10 protein-coding genes are annotated in these 12,043 nt (G+C 63.8%); 1 reads left to right on the top strand and 9 read right to left on the bottom strand.

What is annotated here, in order from left to right; all coding sequences use genetic code 11:
- Positions 1-272: 272 nt before the first annotated feature.
- The 9 genes from dnaG to ybiB form a co-directional block, all read right to left on the bottom strand.
- A complete protein-coding gene (gene dnaG / locus LK539_RS04495; protein WP_227799700.1) occupies positions 273-2,069 on the bottom strand; it encodes a DNA primase in 1,797 nt (598 codons plus the stop codon).
- Between the two features lie 221 nt (positions 2,070-2,290).
- A complete protein-coding gene (locus LK539_RS04500; protein WP_227799701.1) occupies positions 2,291-2,740 on the bottom strand; it encodes a GatB/YqeY domain-containing protein in 450 nt (149 codons plus the stop codon).
- A 127-nt stretch (positions 2,741-2,867) separates the two neighbouring features.
- Positions 2,868-3,080 (bottom strand): 30S ribosomal protein S21, encoded by a 213-nt coding sequence (gene rpsU, locus LK539_RS04505; protein WP_005665410.1) that lies wholly within the window; start codon positions 3,078-3,080, stop codon positions 2,868-2,870.
- A gap of 97 nt (positions 3,081-3,177) precedes the next feature.
- Entirely contained in the window at positions 3,178-4,389 is a 1,212-nt protein-coding gene (locus tag LK539_RS04510; RefSeq protein ID WP_227799702.1) for an NAD(P)/FAD-dependent oxidoreductase, read from the bottom strand.
- 45 nt (positions 4,390-4,434) lie between these two features.
- Positions 4,435-7,029: a carboxypeptidase-like regulatory domain-containing protein gene (locus tag LK539_RS04515; protein WP_227799703.1), complete on the bottom strand. Its 2,595-nt coding sequence runs from the start codon at positions 7,027-7,029 to the stop codon at positions 4,435-4,437.
- 133 nt (positions 7,030-7,162) lie between these two features.
- Entirely contained in the window at positions 7,163-8,029 is an 867-nt protein-coding gene (locus tag LK539_RS04520; RefSeq protein ID WP_227799704.1) for a molecular chaperone, read from the bottom strand.
- 20 nt (positions 8,030-8,049) lie between these two features.
- Positions 8,050-8,544 carry a DUF4402 domain-containing protein gene (locus LK539_RS04525; protein WP_227799705.1) on the bottom strand — a complete coding sequence of 165 codons (495 nt, stop codon included), beginning with the start codon at positions 8,542-8,544 and terminating at the stop codon, positions 8,050-8,052.
- A gap of 34 nt (positions 8,545-8,578) precedes the next feature.
- The gene (locus tag LK539_RS04530; protein ID WP_227799706.1) at positions 8,579-9,118 is read right to left on the bottom strand and encodes a DUF4402 domain-containing protein; all 540 of its coding nucleotides are present in this window, start codon (positions 9,116-9,118) and stop codon (positions 8,579-8,581) included.
- A gap of 660 nt (positions 9,119-9,778) precedes the next feature.
- Positions 9,779-10,750: a DNA-binding protein YbiB gene (ybiB, locus tag LK539_RS04535; protein WP_373889513.1), complete on the bottom strand. Its 972-nt coding sequence runs from the start codon at positions 10,748-10,750 to the stop codon at positions 9,779-9,781.
- A gap of 118 nt (positions 10,751-10,868) precedes the next feature.
- Here ybiB and LK539_RS04540 point away from each other — a divergent pair, with 118 nt between their 5' ends.
- Positions 10,869-11,930, top strand: a complete 1,062-nt coding sequence (locus tag LK539_RS04540) for a 3-deoxy-7-phosphoheptulonate synthase (protein ID WP_229520566.1) — start codon at positions 10,869-10,871, stop codon at positions 11,928-11,930.
- The last annotated feature ends 113 nt before the right edge of the window (positions 11,931-12,043 follow it).

A 12,043-nucleotide genomic window follows, 5' to 3' on the forward strand; every position in this document is an offset into this window, starting at 1 on the left:
GTGGTCTTTGCAGCCACTTTGGTTTCGGGTTTCTTGGTTGGCACAGGCGCTTTCGAAGTCACAACGACTAACTTTACGATGGTTAAAGATAAAGTTTTGTTACCTTACATCACCCTGCAGGCAACAATCTGTTGCCTCGCTAACTGAAACTCCACGCCGCGATTGAAACGAAAAATGGTTTCAAAGGTTGCAATAGTTAGCGTTTTATTATAGCACGCACCCCTGCTTTTTCCAGTCGCGAACACTGGCCGTCGAGGCCGCGGTGCCAAGGCTTATCGGGGCGACATATCCGCGGCAGCTTCTCGGGCCAGGAGGTCCTGCTGAGCGGTAATTTCGCGGTAGCGAGTACTCACCTGATCTGGGGTCAGGCCCGAGGAAAACAACTGGTTAAGTTCTTGTTTTAACGCGTCCATCTTGATTTGGCGCACCGCACTGAGCAGCCAGACACGGTCTGCGTCAACGTCCGACTCTGGCTCAGCGGCAATTTCCGAGATCAAACTGTCGTATTCTGCCGTCACTTCCTTTAACTGTTGTGACAAGGCTGCAAAAGTGCCGTACTCGCCCAGGCTTTGGGCCAGGTGCACCAGGTGGCGCAGCGCGTCCGCGGCTTCCTGGCCGAAGTAGTCGAAGGAGGCCAGCGCCTCGTCGTTCAGCAGGTGCGCCAGGTGCGGGTGCGAGACCAGGATGCGCAGCATCTGCAGCTCGAGTCCCACCGGTTTCGGACGGCCCTGGCGCGGCGGCGCGCGGCGCACCACCGATACCGGCTTGGACAACTCAAACAGCGATTCGATCTCGGCCGATGTCGATTCGGTGAGGTTCGCCAGGCCGCGCACGATCTGCAGCCGCAGCGCGGTCGGCGCCATCGCCTGCAGCATCGGCTTGGCCTCGTGCTGGGCATGTGCCCTGCCTTCCGGCGTATCGAGGTCGTGCTCGGCGCTGACTTCGCGCAGCAGGAACTGCGACAGCGGCATGGCGTCGTGAATTTCCTGTTCGAAGGCTTCGGCGCCGCGTTCGCGCACGAAGCTGTCCGGGTCGTGTTCCTGCGGCAGGAACAGGAACTTGATGGTCTTGTCGTCGGTCACCTGCGGCAGGCAGGCTTCCAGCGCACGGCGGGCGGCGCGGCGGCCGGCCTTGTCGCCGTCGAAGCTGAAGATCACGGTGTCGGTCTGGCGCAGCAGCTTTTGCACGTGGGTGCTGGTGCAGGCGGTACCGAGGGTCGCCACGGCCTGCGGGAAGCCGAGCTGGGCCAGGGCGACGACGTCCATGTAGCCTTCCGTCACCAGCACGTAGCCGGCGTCGCGGATCGCTTGCCTTGCTTCGAACAGGCCGTACAGCTCCAGGCCTTTCTGGAACAGCGGGGTTTCGGGCGAGTTCAGGTATTTCGGTTCGCCGCCGTCGAGCACGCGGCCGCCGAAGCCGATCACCTGGCCCTTGGTATTCCGGATCGGGAACATCACGCGCTCGCGGAAGCGGTCGTAGCGTTTCTTGTTGTTGCCGTCCTCGTCGACCTTGTCGATCACCAGGCCGGACTCGACCAGCGCCAGCGCGTCGTAGTCGGAGAAGACCGAGCGCAGGTTGTCCCAGCCGCCGGGGGCGTAGCCCATGCCGAAGCGGGCGGCGACCTCGCCGGTCAGGCCGCGGTTCTTCAGGTAGGCGATGGCGTGAGGGGCTTCGCGCAGCTGGGCACGGTAGTAGGCGCAGGCCTGGGTCAGGGCTTCCGTCATCGCCAGCGACTGCGCCTGCTGGGCGGCGCGCTGTTGCGGCGGGATCTTGTCGTCCTGATCCGGGACCACCATGCCCACGCCCTGGGCCAGGTCCTTGACGGCATCGACGAAGCCCATGCCCGAGTATTCGATCAGGAAGCCGATCGAGGTGCCGTGGGCGCCGCAGCCGAAGCAGTGGTAGAACTGTTTCGTTGGGCTGACCGTGAAGCTGGGGGATTTTTCGTTGTGGAACGGGCACAGGCCCATGTAGTTGGCCCCGCCCTTTTTCAGCTGGACGTAACGGCCGACGATGTCGACGATGTCGACACGGTTGAGCAAATCGGTAATGAAGGATTGCGGAATCACTAGGAGGTACTCAGTGTTTGTCTCAACTCAGACTATACCGCAGCGCTGACTGCAAATTGATTTATGACAAGGCAGAAGGCCTTGATGGGATCGCTGTCGTAAGCGTGCACCGGAGTGACGCTTCGGTTGCTTGACCGCGTGGGCGGGAGACCCGCCCACCCTACAACGGCGATTCCGTAGGGTGGGCAAGTTTCTTGCCCACGCGGTCAACGGACGTCGAATCAACCGCCCGACAACGCCTTCTTCACCAGACCCGAAACCACGGTCATGTCCGCACGCCCCGCCAGCTTCGGCTTGAGCACACCCATCACCTTGCCCATGTCCGCCGGACCAGCCGCGCCGGTGGCGGCCACGGCCGCGGCCACTTCGGCGGCGACTTCCTCGTCCGACAGCCCAGCCGGCATGTAGGCCGACAGGATCGCCAGTTCCGATTTCTCGATATCGGCCAGGTCGGCACGGCCGCCTGCTTCGAACTGGGTGATCGAATCCTTGCGCTGCTTGATCATCTTTTCGACGATGGCCAGGGTCTGGGCGTCGTTCAGTTCGATCTGCTCGTCGACTTCCTTGCGCTTAATTTCCGCCAGGATCAGGCGAATGGTCGCCAGGCGGGCGCTTTCCTTGGCGCGCATCGCGGTTTTCATGTCCTCGGTAATCTGGGCTTTCAGGCTCATGTCATCTCCATGCTCGAATGATATAAACGACAAAACCCGCCGCGGTAACAACCGGAGCGGGCTTGCGGACGCTCAGCGACTCGCCGGGACAGTGCTGTCACCGGACCAAGCCGTGGATGCAGTCGGATTAGTACAGCTTCTTCGGCAGCTGCTGGCTGCGGATGCGCTTGTAGTGACGCTTCACTGCGGCGGCCAGCTTGCGCTTGCGCTCTGCAGTTGGCTTCTCGTAGAACTCGCGAGCGCGCAGTTCGGTCAGCAGACCGGTTTTTTCGATAGTGCGCTTGAAGCGACGCATAGCGACTTCGAACGGCTCGTTTTCTTTAAGGCGGATAGTGGTCATGTAAAAATGAAACCGTTGGATTTGGGAAGAACGAAAGTGTAGCACCATTTGCGGATCAGTGGAAGCTTTTAACAACGTGTGCCGCAATTGCTACAGCTTATACACTGCTGCCCGCCACATAGCCGGAAGCCCATGCCCACTGGAAGTTATAGCCGCCCAGCCAGCCGGTGACATCCACCGTTTCGCCGATGAAATACAGCCCCGGAACCTTGTTCGCCATCATGGTCTGCTGCGACAGTTCGCGCGTGTCGACGCCGCCCAGGGTCACCTCGGCCTTTTTATAGCCTTCCGACCCGGTCGGCACAATGGCCCAGCGGTTGATGGCGTCGCCCAGCTTGCGTAGTTTGGCGTCGGCTATGTCGGCCAGGCGCGCGTCAGGTGCGAAACCGTTCGCCACCAGCAGGCCTTCGGCCAGGCGCGCCGGCAACCATTGGGACAGCACGTTGCCGAGCTGCTTCTTGACCGTGGTTTTTGAGGAGATCAGTTCCTCGGCCACGTCCATCTCGGGCAGCAGGTCGAGCACGATCGGAGTGCCCGGCTCCCAGTAGCTCGAGATCTGCAGGATGGCCGGGCCCGACAGGCCGCGGTGGGTGAACAGCAGGTCTTCGCGGAAGTGGCCGCCGCTCTTCTTGCCCTTCCCTTTGCCGCCGCCGGTGCTCACCTCGACTTCCAGCGCGATGCCGGCCAGCGGGGCGAAGGCTTCCCAGCTGGGGCCGTCAAAAGTGAGCGGCACCAGGCCCGGACGCGGCTCGACGATCTGCAGATCGAACTGTTTGGCAATGCGATAACCCAGGTCGGTGGCGCCGATCTTCGGGATCGACAGGCCGCCGGTGGCAATCACCACGCTGTCGCATGCGATGTCGCCACCTTCCGCCGTGATGTGGAAACCGGTGTCGCTCTTTTCGATGCTGCCGATCTTGCAGGGCATGCGCCAGCTGACCTCGCCCTGCTCGCATTCCGCGCGCAGCATGCGGATGATCTGCTCGGACGAGTCGTCGCAGAACAGCTGGCCCTTGTGCTTCTCGTGGTAAGCGATGCGGTGCTTCCTGACCAGGGCAAGAAAGTCCTGCGCGGTGTAGCGTGACAGCGCGCTGCGGCAGAAGTTGGGGTTCTGCGACAGGAAGTTGGCCGGACCGGCGCCCACGTTGGTGAAGTTGCAGCGGCCGCCGCCGGAGATGCGGATCTTTTCCGCCAGCCGCGTGGCATGGTCGAGCAGCACCACGCGCTTGCCGCGCTGGGCGGCTACGGCCGCGCACATCATGCCGGCGGCGCCTGCGCCGATGACCGCTACATCGTATTGTTTTGCCATGCTTGAGGGTGTTCGAGAATCGCCAAACCGGCCATTGTATACGGTTCAGAGGGTGGGGTGAAAGCCCAGGCTGGGCCCATCCTGCGCCCGCACATCCAGATCGCGCGCGTTGAGCACCGTGCCATCGCGCCCGATCGTGATGATGTGCATCCCCGTATCCGTCAGCCCCAGCCGCTTGAGCTGTTCCGGCGACACTCGCAAAAAGTACTCGCCAGGGAAGATGCCGGAAATGACGTAATAGCCATCCGCCGCGCTGCTCATGCTTGCCACCACCTTGCGCGAGGCATCCACCAGCTCCAGCTTCAGGTCGCCGACGGCGCGCCGCTTGCCGTCGGCGTACAGGTAGGTGGTGCCGTCCACTTCCCCCGTCAGGTTCACGGCGAACTCGACCTGGTTGACATTGCCGGGACGCGGCACGATGCGCACGCCGGGTGTGCGCGGCTGCCATTGCGGGTCTTCCAGGGTGTCCCGGTCGAGGGCGATGTCGGTGTAGTGGTGGGTCAGCAGGCGCGGCAGGTAGGCAATGCCGCTGGCGTCGGTGCGTACCGCGGCGTAGGAGCCGTTGACGGTAAAACCGGCGCCGGGGATGGCTTCGTCAGCGCCGTCCATGATGCCGTTCAGGTCCTTGTCGAGGAACACGCGGATCGAGGCCGCGCCCATGTTCGCCATCGGCTGGGCGTCGGTCACCATGCGGCCGCTCCTGGGCTCCAGCCCCATCGCCATGAAGAACTGCATGCCGAGCCCGTACTCGCCGCGATTCGAATAATAGCCGTTGATGCCGAGACCGTAGCTGCCCAGGCTCTTGTTCAGCGCGCCGGTGGCCCGCAGTTCGCGGTCCTTGAAGCTGCGCGCCAGGCCAAAGGTCAGCAGGTAGCCGCTGTGCAGGTAGTAGTCGGCAGACACCGCTGCTCCGCCCAGCGTGGTCTCGGGCGACAGCAGGTACTGCAACTGCCCGGTCAGGCCGACGCCGGCGACGCGCCGGCTCACCTGGAACTGGCCGTCGGCCAGTTCGTCGACGCCCAGCCGCTGCCAGCGCAGCGCGTTGGTCAGCGCAAAGCCATTGCGGTAGGCCGAGATCCGCCCCTGCACCTCGAGGTTGCGGGTGCTAGAAGCCAAACGGTCATGCCGCAGCTGCAGCGACAGCGGAAAGAACTGCGCTCCGCCGCCAAGCACGCCATCGGCGCGCACTTCGTCGCGCGAGCGTACCGGGTCCGGGCTCCGGTGGAAGAAATCGCTGGTGAAGCCATCCAGGCGCGCGTGGCTGGCCGACACCGACACAGGGCCGAGGCGCGTCTTCAGGCCCAGCTGCGCCAGCGTGCCGCCGTCGTCCGCCCTGGCCGCATCGGCTGTTGCAATGAAACTGTTCCAGTAGCCACGCAGGCCGAGGTTGGCGTAGCTGCGCTCGGCGCCATCGAAGGACGGCACGCGCTGCCAGCCGGCAACGGCGTTCAGCTGGTCACTTAAACCCCACTCGAATTGCGCGATGGCGCGCTTGCGCCCGAACCCGTCGCGGTGGGCGCCGACGTCGTAATACAGGGCGCCGCGCGGCACGGCCGACTGCTCCAGCAGGAAGTTCTGGCGCTCGACGCGCAGCTGGCCCAGCGGGCCGTGGAACACCAGCCTGAACTCGTTGGGACCGTAGGCCAGCGGCTGGTCCTCGAAGCTGTACTTGCCGTCCGGGCCCGACTGCCGGACCCCGACCAGGGCGTCGTTGTAGTACAGCTCGACATCCCAGCCTGGCGGCAGCGCGCCCTGCAGGGTGTGGCGGTCGAAACTGGTCGGCTGGTTGAGGGGACGGTTGCTGAGCACCACGCCGTTGCCGGTCGGGCTGCTCGAGGAAATATTGCTCACACCCGGCAGCGGCACGCTGCCGAACAGCGCGGTACGCGCATGGAGTGGGCCCAGCAGGCCGGCCTCCGGGTCGTGCCGGCCCAGCGTCAGGCGCAGCCTGGACGCGGCATCGTAGCGCTCACTGCTGGCATACAGGGCCGCCTCCATCCCCAGCAGGTCGGTCGTCAGGTAGGCGGTGTAGCTCGCGTCCGCCTGGCGCCGCCCGCCGCCGTTGCTGGCCGTGAGCCCGAGCGTCTGGTCGATGACGGGCACGCCGGCCAGCCGGTAGGGTGCGGCCAGGCGCGGGTAGCCCGGATCGACATAGGCCGAGCCTGGGCGGTTGCCGTGCTTGCGCCGCTCCAGCCTTGCCTGCAGCGGCAACTGCTCGCGCGGGCGCACCTTGAGGGCGAGGCTGGACATGTCGAGCTCGAGGTCCAGCGGCAGCCAACGGGACAGCAGCTTGCTGGCCACATAGATCTCGTCGGCCTGCAGCTTGAACTGCGAACGGTCGAGCTCCTCGTGCTTGCCGTCGATATCGGCGACGCCGCCGGGGACGTCCAGGCTGAAACCACGGCTTTCCGAGATGATATAGCCGCTGGCACGGCCTTCCCCGGGCGTCACCCGGATGGCCAGCGTCAGGAGGCGCGCCACCTCGCCGAGCGGCAAGTAGACGTCACGCCCGATTTCGTAGCCGGTGACGGCGTCGGACAGGAGCTGGTTGCCGAGCCGGACTTCAAGCAGGATGAGGTTGTCCTCGGATTGCTTCGACGACGCTGCGGCCGCCTCCGGCTGTAAGGCCGGCAGCAACATCAATCCTGCAACAAATAACCCCGTTCGGAAAACCTGCATGGTGCCTGGATGCGCATATTGCCGGCCAACCGGCGGTCGGCCCGGCAATATGATTATTGCTCAAAAAACATCTATTGGGGAAGCTCAGCCCGCATCACGGCAGAGCGAGACTGGCCTGTGCCAGCAGCTTGCCGCCCGCTTCCGGACGATCGCGGTAGGCAACCTCGATCATGCCGCCGGCCAGCGCGACGCCTGGCGGCACCTGCAGCGGCAGCATCGCCTTGCGCACGCGGTTCGGCGTGAACACGGCGATGCCGCTGACCTGCGCCAGGGTCTGCGGCTTGCCGCCGCGCGGCGTGAACGTCACGCTCAGGTCGCCGTACACCGAGCTGCTGCCCTCGCGCTGCAGGCGCAGCGCCAGCAGCGGGCGCTTTGCTTCATCCTTCTGCAGGGCGAGCCCGTCCAGGCTGACGTTGGCGCTGAGGTTCCCGTGGCGGACGATCACCGGCATCGCGGCGCCGACCAGGGTCTGGATCACCACGCCAACCTGGCCGTCCCCGGCGCTACGGTTCTCGATGCTGGCGCTGCCTTCGACATCCGGCAGCTTGTCGAACAGCAGGTGCGAGCGGTATTCGCCTTCGGCCAGTTCGGCGGGCTTGCGCAACATGACGCGCACCGTCTGCGCGGTGCCCGGCTGCAGCGTGACCTGGCGCGGCGAATAGCGCAGCATGTCGTCGGCGAAGCGTTCGCCTTCCATGGCGGTATCGGCCGGCTCGATCTGGCCGGTCTCGGTCATGCGGCGGTTCACCACCGAGATCCGGTAACTTGCCGGCTTGCTGCCGTTGTTGATCAGTTGGACCTGGGCCGCGCGCGCGTTCTTGTCGAAGACGATGCGCGTCGGATGCAGCATGAGGTCGGCAAACGCAGGCGAAGACGGGCCCAGCAGCAGGCAGGCGAGCACCAGGGATAGCGCCCGGCGCAGGCGGCCGAAGGAAGCGGATGCGAACGTGGGGTAAAACATGGTGGTTTTCTGTGCCTGTTCTAATTGACGGACACGATGAACGTGCCGGTGTACCTGCCCGCCGGCTGGTTGGGCGTCACGACCAGGGTCGCGCCGATCGCCAGGTCCGTACCGACGGCCGGCACTGAAGCCATGGTCGGCGCAGGCGGGTTGCTGTTGAAATCATTGAGCGCCATGCTGCTGGCGCCACTGCTCAGCCGGACACTGCCATTCGTAGGCAGGGAAATGATGGCGCCCTTGTCCTTGGCGCCACTGTTGTTCCGGCGCACGTTGACGCTGGCAGCCTGGCCGAGCGAGGAATTGAGAAGGATGACGCCGCCGGAACTGCGACGTTCGCCGTTCGGCAGGAGGGTGACTGTGCCGGCGCTGGTGACAACGAAACTTCCGAAGTCCAGGCTGCGGCTCGGGGTAAGCAGGAGCTGCTGGGCCTGGGCCGGATGCTGGCCAAACAGGACCAGCGCCGCCAGCACGATCGTGCTGGCGGCGCGTAACGCGTGGTAACGGCGTGCCGACATGATGCGGGTGGAGACTGCGCCGCTACCGCTGCGATCAGCTGCCGTAGTTGACGGTTGCGGTCACGGTGCCGGTGTATACGCCGCCGACCTGGGCCGCGTCAACGGTCAGGACACCGCCGACGTAGATCTTGGTGCCGCTGGCGCCGATGGTGCCGCCAGTGACCGTTCCCGAGGTTGCAGCCGTTTGGGTCAGGGTGCTGATCGGGGTGAAGCTCATCGTCTCGGTACCGCTGGTGCGGGTCAGGACAGTCGGGGTGACGCTGACCGTGAAGTTATCGCCCGTGTTACCCGTCACGTCGAACTCGGCGACGGTTGGCGCACCGGCGCCCGCTGCCACCACGCCATTGAGGGTGCGGGTGCCGTCCGTGGCGAGGGTGACCGTACCACCAGTACCGCGTCCGAAGCTGCCGAAGGCCAGGTCGTTCACTTTGTTGATCGCGATCGGGACGATCACGGTGGCGGAGGTATTGGCGACGCCGTCGGCGGCAACGGCACTGCCGGTGGCAGCGGCGATCGCCAGTGCCAGGGTGGCTAGCGAAAGATGGGTTTTGGTAAAGCGAGCTTGCTTGGTCATTCTGGTCTTCCTTCAGATGGTGATGGAGCGGCAGCTAGCCGATGTGTTCTGACGATCCGGACCGCACTTGCATCCACAGAAACCATAAATCTTGCAGTTCGGTATCGTTTTGCTATGTTGCAAGAAAATAATAGCGGCTTTTTGCACTAGATCACTATTTCCTTAAACCAACGGCAAGAAAAACTTTGTCAAATTCATCAATAATTGTTAATAGATTACTTGTCTGTACAAATGTGCGGAGGTTGATCACCTTACGTTCGCGGCATATAACGAAAATTCATGCGATATCGGGACAATTTTGGGGCAATCGGGTTTCTGATATGCGCGACATATAAAACCAACAAACATTTGTTTATGGCAACCAAATGTTGTTCTGATCCAACGTTGCTATTCGCTCTGAAAACAACAAAGCCACCGCGAAGGTAAGCCGGTCAGTTAGTGAGTACTGTAGGGTGGGCGGCTTGCCCGTCCACGCGGTGATAGTTGTGATATGAACAGCCGCACAGGCTGCAGTACTGTGATTTGACCGCGTGGGCGGAATATAGTCCACTGGACTATATTCCGCCCACCCTACGGATGAGCGATGGCCTTAAGTGACTGGCATTAACCGTGAAGGTGGCTTTGGCAGGCATGCAAACCCGGCGTGGGCCGGGCCAGCTGTCAGGATCGGAGGGAACGGGCGACGCGCACGCAGTGGGCGACCTGGGCCACGATCGGCGGCGGAATCGGCACTTCGCCGCGTAGTGCGGCCGCGATCCAGGCAGCCGTGGTAGCGGCATCGCGCGCTTCCGGCACCTCGGCCAGCAGGTCGGTCGGCGCATCGCGTTCGACCAGTAGCGTGCGCTGGCCGCCATGGAACCAGTCGATCTGCGGGGCGCGATGCGGGTTGGCCACGGTTTCGCCTTCGGTGCCGCGCATCAGGAAGGCGTCGCCGCGGGCCGGCGGCGCGGCCGTCGTGAAATATTCGCCCAGGGTCTGCAGGTATTCCGGATGGGTGTAGGACACCAGGCGCAGCGCCGGGCCATCGTAGGGCTGCAGGATCTTGACCAGGGTATGCGTCGAGTTACGCACGCCGAGAATGCGGCGCAGCGACAGCATGTGGGCCAGGCTCGGGGCCAGAAGTTCGATCGGGATGAATACGGGGCGGCGGTTGGCTGCGGCATCCAGAATGTCGCTTGAGGAGGCCGCCTCGGCCAGGCCGAGTTCGGCCAGGATCTCGCTGGTCGTGATGCGGCCCGGGTCGGTGCGCACGCCGTGCACCAGGGTTGGCACGCCCTCGCGCGCCAGCAGCAGCGCCAGCAGCGGGGTCAGGTTGGCCAGCTTGCGCGCGCCGTTATAGCTCGGGATCAGCACCGGGGCAAACTCCCCCGGCGGGCTCGGCAGGGGCGCGAAGGAGGCTTCCGCCGCATCCATGAAGCCGGCCAGCTCTTCCACGGATTCGCCCTTGATGCGCATCGCCAGCAGGATGGCGCCCAGTTCGAGGTCGGAGACCCGGCCTTCTAGCATCGCTACATAGAGCGCGCGCGCATCCTCGCGCGACATGCTGCGCGCGCCTTTCACGCCGCGGCCGATTTCCTTGATAAAAGGGGCGGCGGCAAATCGTTCGGTGTTCTTGTCCAGGTCTTCGTTCATCATGCAAGCATACAACGCTTGCGCCGGCCGTGAGCGCGCCTTGCAATTTTTGGGCACCATTGTGCAAGTGCAGCATTTTCGGTCTACACTGGATAGTTCCTCCAGAACTTATCGCGCCATGATTAACACGCCAGCCATTGAAAACACCAACGTCAGTTCGTTCGCGCAGATGCCCACGCCGAACGAGCTGCACGCCACCCTGCCCCTGAGCGACCGCGCCTTTGCCACCGTGATGGGGGGCCGCGAGACGCTGCGCAATATCCTCGACCGTAAGGACCAGCGCCTGTTCGTCGTGGTCGGGCCCTGCTCGATCCACGATCCGGAAGCCGGCCTGGACTATGCGCGCCGCCTCAAGGCGCTGCAGGCCGAAGTTGCGGACACCATGGTGTTGGTGATGCGCGTGTATTTCGAAAAGCCGCGCACCACCACCGGCTGGAAGGGTTATATCAACGACCCGTTCATGGATGATTCCTTCCGCGTCGAGGTCGGCATGGAACGCGCGCGCCGCTTCCTGCTCGACGTCTGCGAACTGGGCCTGCCGACCGCGACCGAAGCACTGGACCCGATCTCACCGCAATACCTGGGCGACCTGATCGCCTGGACCGCCATTGGCGCGCGCACGACCGAGTCGCAGACGCACCGCGAGATGTCGTCCGGCCTGTCGACCCCGGTCGGCTTCAAGAACGGCACCGACGGCGACGTGAGCATCGCAGTGAATGCCGTGCTGTCCTCGGCCAATCCGCACGCTTTCCTCGGCATCAACGGCCAGGGCACGGTGTCGATCGTGCGCACCAGCGGCAACGCTTACGGCCACGTGGTGCTGCGTGGCGGCGGCGGCCGTCCGAACTACGATTCGGTGTCGGTGGCGATCGCGGAGCAGGCGCTCAAGAAGGCCGGGCTGCCGGCCAACCTGGTGGTGGATTGCTCGCATGCAAACAGCTACAAGAAGCCGGAACTGCAGCCGCTGGTGATGTCGGACGTGATCCAGCAGATCAAACACGGCAACCGCTCGCTGGTGGGCGTGATGATCGAATCGAACATCGTCAGCGGCAGCCAGGCGATTCCGGAAGATTTGTCGCAGCTGAAGTATGGCTGCTCGGTGACGGATGGCTGCATTGGGTGGGAAGAGACGGAAGAGATGCTGCGCAGTGCGCATAAAGAACTGTTGCAGCGTCCGTAAGCTGTAGGGTGTTCGGCTATGCCGAACGCGCGTTCAAATCACGGATGAATTGACGCATCGTCCATTTTCACTCAGGTTGAACGCGCGGTCGGCGAAGCCGACCACCCTACGGT

It is taken from the genome of Massilia sp. IC2-476 (genome assembly GCF_020707295.1).
Taxonomy (GTDB): Bacteria; Pseudomonadota; Gammaproteobacteria; order Burkholderiales; family Burkholderiaceae_D; genus Telluria.

Bases quoted from the DNA above. Each gene is read 5' to 3' on its own strand.
- ybiB (WP_373889513.1), bottom strand. From the start codon at position 10,750: ATGAACGAAGACCTGGACAAGAACACCGAACGATTTGCCGCCGCCCCT.
- LK539_RS04515 (WP_227799703.1), bottom strand. From the start codon at position 7,029: ATGTTGCTGCCGGCCTTACAGCCGGAGGCGGCCGCAGCGTCGTCGAAG.
- LK539_RS04510 (WP_227799702.1), bottom strand. From the start codon at position 4,389: ATGGCAAAACAATACGATGTAGCGGTCATCGGCGCAGGCGCCGCCGGC.
- LK539_RS04500 (WP_227799701.1), bottom strand. From the start codon at position 2,740: ATGAGCCTGAAAGCCCAGATTACCGAGGACATGAAAACCGCGATGCGC.
- LK539_RS04530 (WP_227799706.1), bottom strand. From the start codon at position 9,118: ATGACCAAGCAAGCTCGCTTTACCAAAACCCATCTTTCGCTAGCCACC.
- LK539_RS04520 (WP_227799704.1), bottom strand. From the start codon at position 8,029: ATGTTTTACCCCACGTTCGCATCCGCTTCCTTCGGCCGCCTGCGCCGG.
- rpsU (WP_005665410.1), bottom strand. From the start codon at position 3,080: ATGACCACTATCCGCCTTAAAGAAAACGAGCCGTTCGAAGTCGCTATG.
- LK539_RS04540 (WP_229520566.1), top strand. From the start codon at position 10,869: ATGATTAACACGCCAGCCATTGAAAACACCAACGTCAGTTCGTTCGCG.
- LK539_RS04525 (WP_227799705.1), bottom strand. From the start codon at position 8,544: ATGTCGGCACGCCGTTACCACGCGTTACGCGCCGCCAGCACGATCGTG.